Origin of the sequence: Pseudomonas sp. JQ170C, from assembly GCF_035581345.1 — a bacterium.
Classification (GTDB): domain Bacteria; phylum Pseudomonadota; class Gammaproteobacteria; order Pseudomonadales; family Pseudomonadaceae; genus Aquipseudomonas.
Map to the genome: position 1 here is coordinate 5,151,947 of NZ_CP141608.1, position 14,462 is coordinate 5,166,408.

16 protein-coding genes are annotated in these 14,462 nt (G+C 63.4%); 6 read left to right on the plus strand and 10 right to left on the minus strand.

Features of this window, described 5'->3' with window-relative positions; translation table 11 throughout:
* The 5 genes from U9R80_RS23425 to U9R80_RS23445 are packed head-to-tail and all read left to right on the plus strand — an operon-like array spanning position 1 to position 5,155.
* Positions 1 to 1,011: a branched-chain amino acid ABC transporter permease gene (locus tag U9R80_RS23425; protein WP_301842849.1), complete on the plus strand. Its 1,011-nt coding sequence runs from the start codon at positions 1 to 3 to the stop codon at positions 1,009 to 1,011.
* Complete coding sequence (locus U9R80_RS23430) at positions 1,008 to 1,760, plus strand: ABC transporter ATP-binding protein (protein WP_301842850.1); 753 nt, start codon at positions 1,008 to 1,010, stop codon at positions 1,758 to 1,760. The genes U9R80_RS23425 and U9R80_RS23430 overlap by 4 nt, the downstream gene beginning before the upstream one ends.
* A complete protein-coding gene (locus U9R80_RS23435) occupies positions 1,760 to 2,455 on the plus strand; it encodes an ABC transporter ATP-binding protein (protein WP_028944603.1) in 696 nt (231 codons plus the stop codon). Before U9R80_RS23430 ends, U9R80_RS23435 begins: the two co-directional genes overlap by 1 nt.
* Before the next feature lie 13 nt (positions 2,456 to 2,468).
* Positions 2,469 to 3,749, plus strand: coding sequence for a Zn-dependent hydrolase (locus U9R80_RS23440; RefSeq protein WP_301842851.1), 1,281 nt, complete (start codon positions 2,469 to 2,471; stop codon positions 3,747 to 3,749).
* Positions 3,746 to 5,155 carry an amidase gene (locus tag U9R80_RS23445; protein WP_301842852.1) on the plus strand — a complete coding sequence of 470 codons (1,410 nt, stop codon included), beginning with the start codon at positions 3,746 to 3,748 and terminating at the stop codon, positions 5,153 to 5,155. Before U9R80_RS23440 ends, U9R80_RS23445 begins: the two co-directional genes overlap by 4 nt.
* A 64-nt stretch (positions 5,156 to 5,219) precedes the next feature.
* Here U9R80_RS23445 and thiO read toward each other — a convergent pair whose 3' ends face one another.
* From thiO to U9R80_RS23470, 5 genes are read right to left on the minus strand one after another with little or no spacing between them, the layout of a single operon-like run.
* A complete protein-coding gene (gene thiO, locus U9R80_RS23450; protein WP_301842853.1) occupies positions 5,220 to 6,317 on the minus strand; it encodes a glycine oxidase ThiO in 1,098 nt (365 codons plus the stop codon).
* 37 nt (positions 6,318 to 6,354) lie between these two features.
* Positions 6,355 to 6,759, minus strand: a complete 405-nt coding sequence (locus tag U9R80_RS23455; protein ID WP_301842854.1) for a type IV pilin protein — start codon at positions 6,757 to 6,759, stop codon at positions 6,355 to 6,357.
* An 11-nt stretch (positions 6,760 to 6,770) separates the two neighbouring features.
* Positions 6,771 to 7,280, minus strand: a complete 510-nt coding sequence (locus U9R80_RS23460) for a pilus assembly PilX family protein (RefSeq protein WP_301842855.1) — start codon at positions 7,278 to 7,280, stop codon at positions 6,771 to 6,773.
* Positions 7,277 to 7,948 carry a PilW family protein gene (locus tag U9R80_RS23465; protein ID WP_301842856.1) on the minus strand — a complete coding sequence of 224 codons (672 nt, stop codon included), beginning with the start codon at positions 7,946 to 7,948 and terminating at the stop codon, positions 7,277 to 7,279. Before U9R80_RS23465 ends, U9R80_RS23460 begins: the two co-directional genes overlap by 4 nt.
* A complete protein-coding gene (locus U9R80_RS23470; RefSeq protein ID WP_301842857.1) occupies positions 7,945 to 8,139 on the minus strand; it encodes a type IV pilus modification PilV family protein in 195 nt (64 codons plus the stop codon). The genes U9R80_RS23465 and U9R80_RS23470 overlap by 4 nt, the downstream gene beginning before the upstream one ends.
* A gap of 159 nt (positions 8,140 to 8,298) precedes the next feature.
* Here U9R80_RS23470 and U9R80_RS23475 point away from each other — a divergent pair, with 159 nt between their 5' ends.
* On the plus strand, positions 8,299 to 8,778 hold the full coding sequence (locus U9R80_RS23475; RefSeq protein ID WP_301842858.1) for a GspH/FimT family pseudopilin: 480 nt from the start codon (positions 8,299 to 8,301) through the stop codon (positions 8,776 to 8,778).
* On the opposite strand, the gene ispH is transcribed toward U9R80_RS23475, so the two are convergent.
* The 5 genes from ispH to ribF are packed head-to-tail and all read right to left on the minus strand — an operon-like array spanning position 8,767 to position 14,445.
* Positions 8,767 to 9,714 (minus strand): 4-hydroxy-3-methylbut-2-enyl diphosphate reductase, encoded by a 948-nt coding sequence (gene ispH / locus U9R80_RS23480; RefSeq protein WP_301842859.1) that lies wholly within the window; start codon positions 9,712 to 9,714, stop codon positions 8,767 to 8,769. The genes U9R80_RS23475 and ispH overlap by 12 nt on opposite strands.
* A gap of 14 nt (positions 9,715 to 9,728) precedes the next feature.
* Positions 9,729 to 10,166: an FKBP-type peptidyl-prolyl cis-trans isomerase gene (fkpB, locus tag U9R80_RS23485; protein WP_301842860.1), complete on the minus strand. Its 438-nt coding sequence runs from the start codon at positions 10,164 to 10,166 to the stop codon at positions 9,729 to 9,731.
* Positions 10,159 to 10,674, minus strand: coding sequence for a signal peptidase II (gene lspA / locus U9R80_RS23490; RefSeq protein WP_301842861.1), 516 nt, complete (start codon positions 10,672 to 10,674; stop codon positions 10,159 to 10,161). Before lspA ends, fkpB begins: the two co-directional genes overlap by 8 nt.
* Positions 10,667 to 13,498 carry an isoleucine--tRNA ligase gene (gene ileS / locus U9R80_RS23495; protein WP_301842862.1) on the minus strand — a complete coding sequence of 944 codons (2,832 nt, stop codon included), beginning with the start codon at positions 13,496 to 13,498 and terminating at the stop codon, positions 10,667 to 10,669. The genes lspA and ileS overlap by 8 nt, the downstream gene beginning before the upstream one ends.
* Entirely contained in the window at positions 13,495 to 14,445 is a 951-nt protein-coding gene (gene ribF, locus U9R80_RS23500; RefSeq protein WP_301842863.1) for a bifunctional riboflavin kinase/FAD synthetase, read from the minus strand. The genes ileS and ribF overlap by 4 nt, the downstream gene beginning before the upstream one ends.
* Positions 14,446 to 14,462: the final 17 nt, after the last annotated feature.

Below are 14,462 nucleotides of genomic sequence, written 5' to 3' on the forward strand. Positions count from 1 at the left end.
ATGAGCGAAAAGAATCCGTTGCCCCTCGCCAAGGGCCGTTCGCCCGCCCTGCTGTTGCTGGTGGTCGCCACCCTGATCGGTCTGCCGCTGCTGTTGCCATCGACCACCCTGGCGACCGAAATCCTGATCTTCGCCCTCGCGGCGCTGGCCTGTAACCTGCTGCTGGGCTTTACCGGGCTGCTGTCGTTCGGCCAGGGCATCTTCTTCGGCGTCGGCGCGTACGGCGCGGCCCTGCTGATGATCCATCTGCACTGGGGCATGTTCCCGGCGCTACTGGGCGCTGCCGTGTTCGGGGCGGTGCTGGCCTTGTTGGTGGGCGCCCTGGCGATTCGTCGCACCGGCATCTACTTCGTGATGCTGACCCTGGCCTTCAGCCAGATGGCCTACTTTCTCGCCTACACCCTGAGCGGCTGGACCGGCGGCGACAACGGCCTGCTCGATGTGCCGCGCCCTGACCTGTCGATTGCTGGCCATGTGCTGGTGGACCTCGGCAACCCACGGCACTTCTATGCCTTCGTCGCAGTGCTGTTCCTGCTGATTTTCATCGGCGCCCAGCGGGTGATTCGCTCGCCCTTCGGCAGCACGCTGCTGGCCATTCGCGAGAACGAAACCCGCGCCGCGGCCATCGGCTATGACACCCGCCACTTCAAGATCCTGGTGTTCATGTTGTCGGGGGCCGTCACCGGTATCGCCGGGGCGCTGTACGCCATGCTGCTGCACTTTGCCCCGCTGTCGAACATCGACCTGGTGATGTCCGAGAACATTCTGATCATGACCATCGTCGGCGGCACCGGCTCGCTGTTCGGCTCGCTGCTGGGCGCAGGCTCCATCGTGCTGCTCGGCGATGTGCTGTCGGAACTGTGGCCGCGCTGGCTGATGCTGCTGGGGATCATTCTGATTCTGGTGGTGGTGTTCATGCGCGGTGGCCTGTGGGGTGGCCTGGCCGACCTCGGCAAGCGCCTAGGTGGGCTGCGCACGTCTGCAAGCAAGACCAAGGAGAACCTGCAATGAGCGACTACCTCCTGGAAACCCGCAATCTGCAACTGGCCTACGGCCCGTTCCATGCCGTGGATGGCGTTGACCTGAAAGTACGCGCCGGCACCATCCACACCGTGATCGGCCCCAACGGCGCCGGCAAGACCAGCCTGTTCCACTGCCTTACCGGCGAGCGCCCGGCCACCGCCGGGCAGATCCTGTTCGGCGGCCAGGACATCATCCGCAAGCCGTCCCATGGCCGTGTGGCGCTGGGCATGGCCCGCTCGTTCCAGCTCACCAGCCTGTTCCAGAACCTCAGCGTGCGGGAGAACCTGCGCCTGGCCGCCCAGGGCCGCGATGGCCTGGAGGCGCTGAACTTCTGGCGCAGCGTGGAGCACAAGCGCAGCCATTGGGACATGGCCGACCAGGTGCTGGAGCGCCTCAAACTCGGTGGTCGCGCCGACACCCTGGCCGGTGAATTGTCCCACGGCCAGCAACGGGTGCTTGAGGTCGGCATGTCGATCTGCGCCCGCCCCAAACTGCTGATGCTCGATGAGCCGACCTCGGGCATGGGCATCGATGACATTCCCTTGATGACCGATTTGATCAGCGACCTGGGCCGCGATCACACCGTGCTGTTGATCGAACACAACATGAGCATCGTCATGTCGATCAGCCAGCGCATCACGGTGATGAGCCATGGCCGGATCCTGGTCGAGGGCACCCCGGAATTTGTCCGCAACGATGAACGCGTGCGCACCGCCTACCTTGGAGAAGCCGCCTGATGCTCAACGTCGATTCGATCCATTCCTACTACGACAAGAGCCATGTGCTCGAAGGGGTTTCGCTGAAGGTCGAAACCGGAGAACTGGTCACCTTGCTGGGCCGCAACGGTGCCGGCAAGACCACCACGCTGCGCAGCATCCTGGGCATCGTGCGTCCGCGCCAGGGGCAGATCCACTTCAACGGCAAGCCGCTGGTGGGCCGGGAGATCTTCGAGATTGCTCGCCAGGGCATTGCTCTGGTGCCGGAGCACCGTGGCATTTTTCGCCTGCTCAGCGTCGAGGAAAACCTCAAGATCGCCGCCCGCAAAGACAGCCGCTGGCAGTTGGCGGATGTCTACGCCATGTTTCCGCGCCTCAAGGAGCGGCGCAACAACAACGGCTTCGCCCTTTCCGGTGGGGAGCAACAGATGCTGGCCATTGCCCGTGCCCTGCTCAACGACCCCAAGTTGCTGATTCTCGATGAGCCCACCGAAGGTCTGGCGCCCGTGATTGTCGACGAGCTGGTGAAGATCCTGCGGCGCATCAAGGACGAGGGGCTGTCGGTGTTGCTGGTAGAGCAGAACCTGATGGTCTGCGACGCCCTCGCCGACCGCCACTACGTACTCGAACAAGGCCGGGTGGCCTACCAGGGCACTGCCGCGCAATTTCGCGCCGACCCGAGCATCAAGAACCGCTTCCTGGCCCTGAGCGCCTGAAAGGAGACTGACCATGAATACTTCCACCGATCCGTCCCGCCATCTGCTCGGCAATGCACTTCTGGTCAACCGCGACCGGCTCTGGCAGTCGCTGATGGACCTGGCCCAGCTGGGCGCGACGGCCAAGGGCGGAGTGTGCCGCCTGGCCCTGACCGACCTCGACCGCCAGGCCCGCGACCTGTTCGTGCAGTGGTGCGAAGCGGCGGGCTGCACCGTCAGTGTCGATGCCATCGGCAATATTTTCGCCCGCCGGGCCGGGCGCAATCCTGCGCTGGCCCCGGTGATGACCGGCAGCCATATCGACACCCAGCCCACCGGCGGCAAGTTCGACGGTTGCTACGGTGTCATGGCAGGTCTTGAAGTGATCCGCACCCTCAACGACCTCGGTATTGAGACCGAGGCGCCGCTGGAGGTGGTGGTGTGGACCAACGAGGAAGGCTCGCGTTTCCCGCCGTGCATGATGGGGTCGGGGGTGTTCGCCGGTAAGTTCGATCTGCAACAGACCCTGGACAAAGTCGATGACCAGGGCCTGTCGGTAGGCGCCGAGTTGCAGCGCATTGGCTATGCCGGTGCCCGAACGCCGGTCGGCCATCCGGTGGGCGCCTATTTTGAAGCGCATATCGAACAAGGTCCGGTACTCGAAGACTGTCAGACCACCATCGGCGTGGTGCAGGGCTGCCTAGGGCAGAAGTGGTTCGATCTGGTGCTGACCGGCGTCGAAGCCCATGCCGGGCCAACCCCCATGCACTTGCGCAAGGATGCCCTGGTGGGCGCCGCTGAAGTGATCAGCGCAGTCAACCGCGTCGCCCACGCCCACCAACCCCATGCCTGCGGCACGGTCGGTTGCCTGAACCTGCACCCTGGGTCGCGCAACGTGATCCCGGGCCAGGTGCATATGACCATCGATCTGCGTCACCTTGATCCACAGCATTTGCAGGCGATGGTCGAGGAAGTCGCGCAGGTCATCGAACGCAGTTGCGTCACTCACGGTCTGCACTTTGAACTGACACCCACCGCCGACTTCCCACCGCTGTACTTCGCCGCCGAATGCGTCGAGGCCGTACGCCAGGGCGCAGCCGAGCTGGGCCTGAGCCACATGGACATTGTCAGCGGTGCCGGCCACGACGCGATCTTCCTCGCCGAGCTGGGCCCGGCCGGGATGATCTTCGTACCGTGCGAGGGCGGCATAAGCCACAACGAAATCGAAAACGCCGCGCCCCAGGACCTGGCCGATGGTTGCGCCGTGCTGCTGCGGGCCATGCTCAACGCTGCCCAGGGAGGCCAGTGCAAATGACCGATAAAACCACCCTCGGCGAGCTGACCGCCGTTGAACTGCTGGCGTTGTATGAGCGCAAGGAAGTGTCACCTGTGGAGGTGACCGAAGATGTACTGGCACGCATCGCTCAGCACAACCCGGCAGTGAATGCCTACTGCCACGTGGATGAGGAAGGCGCCCGCGCCGCCGCCCGCGCCAGCGAAAAGCGCTGGCAGCAGGGAAATCCGTGCGGGCGTCTGGACGGGGTACCCAGCTCGATCAAGGACCTGACCCTGACCCGCGGCATGCCGACGCGCAAAGGCTCGCGCACCACCAGCAGCGAAGGCCCGTGGGAAGTCGATGCGCCCTTCAGCGCCTTCATGCGCGCGGCCGGTGCGGTGCTGGTGGGTAAAACCACCACGCCGGAATTTGGCTGGAAAGGCGTGACCGACAACCCGCTCTATGGCATCACCCGCAACCCCTGGAACACGCGCCTGACAGCTGGCGGATCGTCCGGCGGCGCCGCTGCCGCGGCGGCCTTGAACCTTGGCGTGCTGCACCAGGGCAGTGATGCCGGCGGCTCGATACGTATTCCCTGTGCCTTTACCGGCACGTTCGGCATCAAGCCCACCTTCGGCTACGTGCCGCAGTGGCCGGCCAGTGCCATGACCATCCTCTCGCACCTGGGGCCGATGACCCGCACGGTGGAAGACTCGGTGCTGATGCTCGATTGCGTGGCCCGTCCCGATGCACGCGACGGCCTGGCCGGTGCTGCGCGGCAGACGCCGTGGTTATCCACAGGTGACGACCTCAAGGGCCTGCGTGTCGCCTACAGTGCCGATTTCGGTTATGTGAAGGTCGATCCGCAGATCCAGGCACTGGTCGGTCAAGCGGTTGAACGCCTCGCACAGCTGGGCGCGCAGGTCGAAGCCGTCGACCCCGGCTTCGACGACCCTGTGGATATCTTCAATACGCTGTGGTTTGCCGGCGCCGCGCGCTTGCTCGGGCAACTGACGGCCGAACAGCGCAGGTTGGTTGACCCAGGTTTACAGGAGATTGCCCAATGCGGTGCGGGAATCAGCCTGAGCGAATACACACAGGCACTGGAAGCGCGGGCGGCGCTGGTGGCGCGGATGAACGCGTTCCATGAACGCTACGACGTGCTGGTAACTCCAACATTGCCGTTGGTGGCGTTCGAGGCCGGGCACAATGTGCCGCCAGGTTCGGACCTCAAGCAGTGGATGGCGTGGACACCGTTCAGCTACCCCTTCAACCTGACCCAGCAACCGGCGGCCTCGGTGCCCTGCGGGTTTACCGATGCCGGATTACCGGTTGGCCTGCACGTTGTGGCGGGGCGGTTTGCCGATGAGCAGGTGCTCAAGGTGTGCCGGTTGTATGAGCGGCATTTCCCCAGCCGACACCTGCAAGTGCCGGTTATTGGGTAAACGAACGCTCCCACACAGGCTGGCAATTGTTTTGCACAGGCTGTGTGGGAGCGCCGCGATGCTTCTAGTTCAAACGCCCGGCAGGTGCATAAGGCCGTGGATCGATAATCGGCTCCCGGCCCAGTAACAGGTCGGCAAACAGCTGGCAGGAGGCCGGCGCCAGCACCAGGCCATTGCGGTAATGCCCGCAGTTCAGCCACAGCCCATCAAAGCCCGGCACCTCACCGATATAGGGAATGCCCTCGGGTGAACCCGGACGCAAACCTGCCCAATGGCCAACCACCTCGGCCCCGGCCAGCGCCGGCAGCAGCTCCACCGCCGAAGCCTTGAGGCTTTCCAGCGCTTCGTCGGTCGGTGTCTTGTCGTAGCCGGCATGTTCCAGGGTGCTGCCGACCAGGATGTGCCCGTCACGCCGTGGGATGGCGTAGCGCCCTTTGGCCAGCACCATGCTCGGCAGGAAATCTTCGGCGCACTTGAAGAGAATCATCTGCCCCTTCACCGGTTCGACCGGCAGTTCCAGGCCCAGCGGACGCAGCAGGTCACCGCTCCAGGCGCCCGCCGTCAGCACCACGCGGTCACCGGGAATGGCGCCATCTGCAGTCTCGACACCGGTAATCCGCCCGCCCTCGCGGCTGAACCCGGTGATTTCGCAGTGCTCGCGAATGCTCACGTTGGGCAGGTTCTGCAACGCGGCCTTGAGCGATTTGACCAGGCGCGGGTTACGCACATTGGCAACACCGGCCATATAGATAGCCCGCTGGAAACCCGCACCCAGCACCGGTACGGCGTCGTAGGCGGCAGAGATATCCACAGCGCTCAGGGGGCGCCCTTCTCGCTCGGCCCAGGCCAGGGCTTGAGCTTCGTCCTCCAGATCAAGCCAGTACAGGCCGGTGGTGTGGACTTCAGGGTCGACGCCGGTGCTGGCGAACAGGCGCTCGCCCAGCTGTGGATAAAAGTCCTGCGACCAGTGCGCCAGCGCCGTCACGGCCGGGCTGTAGCGCCAGGGATAGAGAGGCGAAACAATACCGCCACCGGCCCAGGACGACTCCTGGCCCAGCGCCCCACGGTCACACAGGATTACCTGCTCCACCTCGGCCGCGAGGTTGAACGCAGTCAGCAGGCCGATCACCCCGCCACCGACAATCACTACTTGCTTGGTCATCTATCGATCCAATTTCTGAAGTAAACCGCGAATACCTTCAGCCACCCCAGCACCCATTGCCGCTTGCAGCACCCGCCGGGTTGCTGCGCACACCCGACTGGTCGAGCTGATAATCACCACACGGGTCGGCCATCATCAGGCTGCCGGGAATGCGACGTGCCAGGAGGGTGAAAGACTCGCTGTCGCGCACCGCGTGCAAGCTGTAGTGCGCAGTGCCGCTGGCCAGCGGCGTCGTCACGGTGTCCGTGTCGCTGTATTGCCCGGCGCGCGAATAATGGCGCTCCAGGTGCTGGGCGCTCTCGAACAGCAGGCCGACAAGCTCTGTACGCGCAGACTTTTTGATCTGGTCGCTGTAGCTGGGGTAGGCAATGCTCGCCAGAATGCCGACCACGGCGATGACAATCAACAGTTCGATCAGGCTCATGCCCTTCTGCGGGTTCATTCTGTTACTCCCTAGTAGACCTGGCGCCAGAGGATTCGACGCCATTGCGGGTGCCCTGCGTCGACCGGCTGCGCAATGACACTTTCCAGCACGCTGCGGGCTGGGCCGTTGCGATACACGGCGGTGATGCGATAGAGGTTTACGGGAAGCTCGGGAGGCATGAGCCTGGCCTTGGTGCTTTGCCCCAGCGACTGAACCAGGTAGAACCCGCCATCGGCCGCGTGCCAGGCCAGCCCGGAACTGGCGCCCGCACCGCTGTAGACGCCCGCTGCGGCGACGTGACCGGCTTCTGGAGGTGGCAGGCAGAAGCTGCAGGGGAGGCTGTGCGCAGGTGCTGTGGCTTCGCCTTTTTGCAGCACTTGCTGCGCCTGCTCGAAGCTTTGCATCAGCACCTTAAGGTTACCTGCCATGCGTTCCTGCTGGAGGGCACTGGCCATCACGGAGACGCCCAGCATTCCCAGCAACAGCATCAGTACCAGGCTGAGCAGCAGCACCAGACCACGCTGGCCGGAGACGCTCACGACCCGGCCACCGGATTACCGAGAGCGATGCTCGTCTGGTAGGTCTGGGGCCTGACGCGGTGTTGCGGGTCAACCAGCGTCAGGCTCAGCCGTACCCCGGAAACACTCAGGTCAGTGCTCCTCAGCAGCTCGACACGCATGTCCCCTACCCCGTCCACCAACACGGCCGTCATGGCCCCGCTGGTGAGATGCAGCTGATCGCCTGACAACCGATAGACCTGACGACGAATGGGTAAGGCGTACTGGCCGGCGGCAGGCACTTCAGCGCCGGCATGCACGCTGGCCACCGTGCGGCAGTCGGTGAGCAAGGTCCAGTTTGGACGACCGCTGGCGTGCAACGCCTCGGCACTGATCAAGCCAAGCTGTTGCAGGCGACCCTCGGTGTCCCGGGTCAACACCAGCGGCCGGGCAAACGCCGCAGCCGCGCCAGGATCGACAAAGTCGATGTCTTCGTGACGCAGGCAACCGAACATGCCGGTCATGCGAATATCCCGAGCCAGATGCTGCAGCGCCTGGCGCGCATCCTCCTGCATCCGCGCCGCCACTGCTTGCGCCTGCCAGGACTGGCTCGCGGCCAGGAACAGGCGGCTGCCACCCACAAGCATCACGAGCCCCAGGCTCAAGGCCACCAGTAACTCCAGGACGCTGAATCCGGTTTGCCGGCTCATGGGCCAACCTGCCCTTCGCCTGTTTTTTCTTTAGCCCGCGCCAGCTCCAGCAGCCCCTGCCCCACATAGGTTTCCTGCGTGCTGCGCAGGGCGCTTTCGGTGGCCTGCAAGCCCCGCACTTGCAAGCCTGCGACGGCAAACAGGCCCAAGCCCAGGACCGTCATCGCCACCAGCACTTCAATCAGCGACATTCCTTGTTGTTGCCTGCCATCCATGGCCAACCCCCGACTTTTCCACAGCACATTGCCAATGTGGCCGACTCGACGTCGGCCACTTGGGTCCGGAATCTATAGCGAAGCACTTCCAGGGAAGGATGCACGGTGAGGCAACAAGGGGTAACACTGGTACAAATGTTGTTCGCGCTGGCTCTGCTGGGGATGCTGTCCCAGTTGGGGATACCTGCCTACAGCGACATGAGCGCAGGGCTACAGCGACAAACGGCTGCAGCTGACCTCGCCCGCACGTTGCGTACCGCCCGCAGCGAAGCCCTGCTGAGAAATAGCACGGTGCGGGTGCAGGCAATGGAGGAGAACTGGAGTAATGGCTGGCGAATGATGCTGGAGCAAGACAGCCAGCTACTGCATGAATGGCGCCGCGATGGGCGAGCGATCATTGTGGGGAATCAGCCGGTGATGCGGCAGGTGAGCTTCAATGGGCTGGGATTGCCCATGCAGCAAGGTGGTGGCTTTCAGGCCGGAACGCTGCATGTTTGCCAGCGCCCCGAAGCCATCAGCCATTACCAGATCGTGCTCTCACCCAGTGGCAGGGTGAGTTTGCGCGAGGAACGGATCAAGCACCCGCTGTGTGCGGGTGCCGGATCAGATCAGTGAACGAACGCGCAGTTCCTTGGGCATCGAGAAGGTGATGTTCTCTTCGCGACCGTCCAATTCCTCGGCACCGGTAGCCCCCCAATCCCGAAGTTGCTGGATCACGCCACGCACCAGTACTTCCGGTGCCGAGGCGCCTGCGGTGATGCCGATTCGCTCGACACCATCGAACCAGCTTTTATCCAGGTCTTCGGCGCCGTCGATGAGGTAGGCCGGGGTCGACATACGCTCGGCCAGTTCACGCAGGCGGTTGGAGTTGGAGCTGTTAGGGCTGCCCACGACCAGAACCACATCGCACTCATTGGCCAATTGCTTGACCGCGTCCTGACGGTTCTGGGTGGCGTAGCAGATGTCATCCTTGCGCGGCCCGCCGATGTTGGGGAAGCGCGCACGCAGGGCGTCGATCACTCGGCTGGTGTCGTCCATCGACAAGGTCGTCTGGGTAACGAAAGCGAGTTTATCGGGGTCATTGACCTGCAGCTTGGCAACGTCTTCCTCGTCTTCGACCAGGTAGATGGCGCCGCCATTGCTGGCGTCGTACTGGCCCATGGTGCCTTCGACTTCCGGGTGGCCTTCATGACCGATCAGGATGCACTCACGGCCATCGCGGCTATAGCGCGCTACCTCGATATGCACCTTGGTGACCAGCGGGCAGGTGGCATCGAAGACTTTCAGGCCACGCCCGGCCGCTTCCTGGCGCACGGCCTGGGAAACGCCATGGGCGCTGAAGATGACGATAACGTCATCGGGCACCTGGTCCAGCTCTTCGACAAAGATCGCGCCACGTGCACGCAGGTCTTCAACCACGAACTTGTTGTGCACCACTTCGTGACGCACATAGATCGGTGGGCCGAAGACTTCCAGCGCGCGATTGACGATCTCGATCGCCCGGTCCACGCCTGCGCAAAATCCGCGAGGGTTGGCGAGTTTGATTTGCATGGTCGGCTCCTGGCTCAAAGCGCCGTCACTTCGAGGATTTCCACCTCGAAGCTCAGGGTCTTGCCAGCCAGTGGATGGTTGAAGTCGATGGTCACCTGGGCGTCATCGAAAGCCTTGACCACACCCGGCAGCTCGGCATTGGCGGCGTCGTTGAAGATCACCAGCAAGCCTTCGGACAGTTCCATGTCATTGAATTGTGACCGTGGAATGATCTGCACATTCTGCGGATTGGGCTGGCCGAAGGCGTTTTCCGGCTGGACGGTAACGGTGCGCTTGTCACCGGCCTTGAAGCCGAACAGCGCCGCCTCGAAACCTGGCAGCAGGTTGCCGTCGCCGACCTTGAACACCGCAGGCGCCTTGTCGAAGGTGCTGTCTACGGTGTCGCCGTTTTCCAGGTGCAACGCGAAGTGCAGTTTGACTTCGGTGTTCTGGCCGATACGGGTCTCAGTCATGGACGGGTTCTCCGGACTTTTTACTCTTGAACATGTCCAGCGCCAGCATCACCGCACCCACGGTAATGGCGCTGTCGGCCAGGTTGAAGGCCGGGAAATACCAGCGGTTCTGCCAGTGCACCAGGATGAAGTCGACCACGTGGCCCAGCACGATACGGTCGTACAGGTTGCCCAGTGCGCCGCCCAGTACCAGTGCCAGCGCAACCGCCAGCCAGGTTTCATTGCGCCCAAGGCGCTTGAGCCAGACCACCAGTACGGCACTGACCACCACGGCGATCACGGCGAACAGCCAGCGCTGCCAACCGGAGCTGTCAGCCAGGAAGCTGAAGGCGGCGCCGGTGTTGTAGGCCAGGGTCCAGCTGAAGTAGTCAGGGATGACCACGATCTGCTGGTACAGGCTCAGCGCGCCCTCGAAGTAGAACTTGCTGGCCTGGTCGAGGACCAGGACCAGCAGGCTCAGCCAGAGCCAGCCAAGGCGCCCGAAGCGCCCTGCAGCGGGGTTAGGCATAGTGACGCACCTCACCGTTACCGCTGATGTTGTCGGCGCAACGGGCACAGATTTCCGGATGCTCCGGGTTTGCACCGACGTCGGCGCGGAAGTGCCAGCAACGGCCGCACTTGGCGTGACCGGACTTGACCACTTTGAGCTTCAGGCCTGGGACTTCGGTCTCGACTGCATCGGCCGGGGCTTGAACGAACGGCGCGACGGTCGCCGCCGAGGTGATCAGCACGAAACGCAGCTCGTCACCCAGCTTGTTCAGGTCGGCGCTCAGGGCGTCGTCGGCGAACAGGGTCACTTCGGCTTGCAGGTTGCCACCGATGGCCTTGGCCGAACGCTGGTTCTCCAGCTCCTTGTTGACCGCCGTCTTGGCCGCCATTACGCGGTCCCAGTAGGCGCGACCCAGCTCGAAGCCTTCCGGCAGCTCGGTCAGGCCCTGGTACCAGGTGTTGAGCATGACCGACTCGTTGCGCTCGCCCGGCAGGTACTGCCACAGCTCGTCGGCGGTGAAGGCCAGGATCGGCGCGATCCAGCGCACCAGCGCCTCGCTGATGTGGTACAGCGCGGTCTGGCAGGAACGACGGGCAACACTGTTGGCGCCAGTGGTGTACTGACGGTCCTTGATGATGTCCAGGTAGAAACCACCGAGCTCCTGCACGCAGAAGTTGTGGATCTTGGAGTAGACGTTCCAGAAGCGGTATTCGCTGTAGTGCTCTTCGAGCTCACGCTGCAGCAGCAGGGTGCGGTCGACGGCCCAGCGGTCCAGTGCCAGCATGTCTTCGGCCGGCAGCAGGTCGCGGGCCGGATCGAAGCCGGACAGGTTGGAGAGCAGGAAGCGTGCGGTGTTGCGGATCCGGCGGTAGGCGTCGGCGCTGCGCTGCAGGATCTGCTCGGAAACCGCCATTTCACCGGAGTAGTCGGTGGCCGAGACCCACAGGCGCAGGATGTCGGCACCCAGGGTGTCGTTGACCTTCTGCGGCTCGATGGTGTTACCCAGCGACTTGGACATCTTGCGGCCGTTCTCGTCGACGGTGAAGCCGTGAGTCAGCAGCTCGCGGTACGGCGCGTGGTTGTCGATGGCGCAACCGGTCAGCAGCGAGGAATGGAACCAGCCGCGGTGTTGGTCGGAACCTTCCAGGTAGAGGTCGGCGCGCGGGCCGGTCTCGTGACCGATGCTGTGCGAGCCACGCAGTACGTGCCAGTGAGTGGTACCGGAGTCGAACCAGACGTCGAGGGTATCGGCGATCTTGTCGTACTGGTCGGCTTCAGCACCGAGCAGTTCGGTAGCGTCCATCTTGAACCAGGCTTCGATGCCTTCCTTCTCGACGCGCTTGGCCACTTCTTCCATCAGCTCGACGGTGCGCGGGTGCAGCTCGCCAGTTTGCTTGTTGAGGAAGAACGGGATCGGTACGCCCCAGTTGCGCTGACGCGAGATACACCAGTCCGGGCGGTTGGCGATCATCGAGTGCAGGCGCGCCTGGCCCCAGGCCGGAACGAACTTGGTTTCTTCGATGGCCTTGACCGCACGATTGCGCAGGGTGTCGCCGTTGTCCGGCTGCTTGTCCATGCCGACGAACCACTGCGCGGTGGCGCGGTAGATCAACGGGGTCTTGTGGCGCCAGCAGTGCATGTAGCTGTGGCTGATGGTTTCGGTGTGCATCAGCGCACCGACTTCCGACAGCTTTTCGACGATCGCAGGGTTGGCCTTCCAGATGAACTGGCCGCCAAAGAACTCCAGCGATTGCACGTACACGCCGTTGCTCTGCACCGGGGTGAGGATGTCGTCGTTGACCATGCCGTAGCGCTTGCAGGTAACGAAGTCGTCTTCGCCGTAGGCAGGTGCCGAGTGAACCACACCAGTACCGGCGCCCAGCTCGACGTAGTCAGCCAGGTAAACAGGCGACAGGCGATCGTAGAACGGGTGACGGAAGTTGATCAGCTCCAGCGCCGAGCCTGGTGCGGTAGCGATCACCGAACCTTGCAGCGAATAACGCTGCAGGCACGACTCGACCAGCTCTTCAGCCAGAACCAGCAGTTTATCGCCGGTATCGACCAGGGCGTATTTGAATTCCGGGTGAACGTTCAGCGCCTGGTTGGCAGGAATGGTCCACGCGGTGGTGGTCCAGATCACGATCGACGCAGGCTTGGCCAGCGACGCCAGGCCGAAGGCGGCTGCCAGCTTGGCTTCATCGGCAACCGGGAACGCCACGTCGATGGTCTGCGACTTCTTGTCGGCGTATTCGACCTCGGCTTCAGCCAGGGCCGAACCGCAATCGAAGCACCAGTTCACAGGCTTGAGGCCCTTGAACACGAAGCCGTGCTTGACCATTTCGGCCAGGGCGCGGATTTCACCGGCCTCGTTGGCAAAGTTCATGGTCTTGTAGGGGTTGTCCCAGTCACCCAGAACACCCAGGCGGATGAACTCGGTCTTTTGCCCTTCGATCTGCTCGGCGGCATAGGCGCGGCACAGTTCGCGGGTCTGGTCGGCGCTCAGGTGCTTGCCGTGGGTCACTTCGACCTTGTGCTCGATCGGCAGGCCGTGGCAGTCCCAGCCCGGCACGTACGGGGCATCGAAACCGGACAGGGTCTTGGAGCGGACAATCATGTCCTTGAGGATCTTGTTCAGCGCATGACCGATGTGAATCTTGCCGTTGGCGTAGGGCGGGCCGTCGTGCAATACGAACTTCGGACGATCCTTGCCAATTTCGCGCAGCTTCTGGTACAGGCCAATGCTGTCCCAGCGCTGCAGAATCTGCGGTTCGCGCTGTGGCAGGCCGGCCTTCATCGGGAAGGCGGTGTCCGGAAGGTTTAGCGTGGCTTTATAGTCGGTCATTTCAGGCTCTTCGTTAGCGGTTGAGCGTGCCAATGGGCACGTGCGGCGGCGATATCCGCATCGATCGCCGACTTCAGCGCCTCCAGGGAGGCGAAACGCTGCTCGTCGCGCAGCTTGTGGTGGAATTCCACCGTCAGGCGCCGGCCATAGAGATCGCCGGCAAAGTCCAGGAGGTGCACTTCCAGGTGGGCACGGCCATCACCTGAAACGGTTGGCCGCACGCCGATGTTGGCGACGCCCGGCCAAGCCTTGCCATCGAGTTCGACACTGACCAGGTAAACGCCGGTCAGGGGGACACGATGACGCTTGAGTTGTATGTTGGCTGTCGGCGTACCGAGTTGACGCGCCAGCTTTTGCCCGTGCAGCACGCAGCCGCTGATACGGAACGGACGCCCCAGCAGGCGCTCGGCCAGCGGGAAGTCGGCCTTGGCCAAAGCCTCGCGCACTTGCGTGCTGCTGACCCGCAAGCCATCGAGTTCGACGGTCTGGGCCGCTTCGACGGTAAAGCCCTGGGTAAGGCCGGCTTGCTGGAGAAACTCAAAGTCGCCGATACGATCGCAACCGAAACGGAAGTCGTCGCCAACCTCCAGGTGTTGCACGCCCAGGCCGTCGACCAGGATGGTGTCGACGAACTCCGCGGCACTGAGCTTGCTCAAGCGTTGATTGAACGCCAGGCACAACACCCGGTCTACCCCTTCGCCAGCCAGCAAGGCGACCTTGTCGCGCAGGCGGGCCAGACGGGCCGGAGCGGTATCGGGGGCAAAGTATTCGCGCGGCTGTGGCTCGAAAATCACCACGCAGCTGGGCACGCCCAGTGCTACCGCACGCTCACGCAGGCGCGCCAGGATTGCCTGGTGGCCACGGTGAACACCGTCGAAGTTGCCAATAGTGGCGACACAGCCCCGGTGCTGGGGGCGCAGGTTGTGAAGGCCTCGAACCAGCTGCATAACGCGCTTCTTGCTCA

What these genes read in the sequence shown, in the direction of transcription:
- U9R80_RS23470 (WP_301842857.1), bottom strand. Translation starts at nt 8,139, where the DNA reads ATGTCGCTGATTGAAGTGCTGGTGGCGATGACGGTCCTGGGCTTGGGC.
- U9R80_RS23430 (WP_301842850.1), top strand. Translation starts at nt 1,008, where the DNA reads ATGAGCGACTACCTCCTGGAAACCCGCAATCTGCAACTGGCCTACGGC.
- U9R80_RS23455 (WP_301842854.1), bottom strand. Translation starts at nt 6,759, where the DNA reads ATGAACCCGCAGAAGGGCATGAGCCTGATCGAACTGTTGATTGTCATC.
- ispH (WP_301842859.1), bottom strand. Translation starts at nt 9,714, where the DNA reads ATGCAAATCAAACTCGCCAACCCTCGCGGATTTTGCGCAGGCGTGGAC.
- U9R80_RS23465 (WP_301842856.1), bottom strand. Translation starts at nt 7,948, where the DNA reads ATGAGCCGGCAAACCGGATTCAGCGTCCTGGAGTTACTGGTGGCCTTG.
- U9R80_RS23475 (WP_301842858.1), top strand. Translation starts at nt 8,299, where the DNA reads ATGTTGTTCGCGCTGGCTCTGCTGGGGATGCTGTCCCAGTTGGGGATA.
- fkpB (WP_301842860.1), bottom strand. Translation starts at nt 10,166, where the DNA reads ATGACTGAGACCCGTATCGGCCAGAACACCGAAGTCAAACTGCACTTC.
- U9R80_RS23435 (WP_028944603.1), top strand. Translation starts at nt 1,760, where the DNA reads ATGCTCAACGTCGATTCGATCCATTCCTACTACGACAAGAGCCATGTG.
- ileS (WP_301842862.1), bottom strand. Translation starts at nt 13,498, where the DNA reads ATGACCGACTATAAAGCCACGCTAAACCTTCCGGACACCGCCTTCCCG.
- U9R80_RS23445 (WP_301842852.1), top strand. Translation starts at nt 3,746, where the DNA reads ATGACCGATAAAACCACCCTCGGCGAGCTGACCGCCGTTGAACTGCTG.
- U9R80_RS23440 (WP_301842851.1), top strand. Translation starts at nt 2,469, where the DNA reads ATGAATACTTCCACCGATCCGTCCCGCCATCTGCTCGGCAATGCACTT.
- ribF (WP_301842863.1), bottom strand. Translation starts at nt 14,445, where the DNA reads ATGCAGCTGGTTCGAGGCCTTCACAACCTGCGCCCCCAGCACCGGGGC.
- thiO (WP_301842853.1), bottom strand. Translation starts at nt 6,317, where the DNA reads ATGACCAAGCAAGTAGTGATTGTCGGTGGCGGGGTGATCGGCCTGCTG.
- U9R80_RS23425 (WP_301842849.1), top strand. Translation starts at nt 1, where the DNA reads ATGAGCGAAAAGAATCCGTTGCCCCTCGCCAAGGGCCGTTCGCCCGCC.
- lspA (WP_301842861.1), bottom strand. Translation starts at nt 10,674, where the DNA reads ATGCCTAACCCCGCTGCAGGGCGCTTCGGGCGCCTTGGCTGGCTCTGG.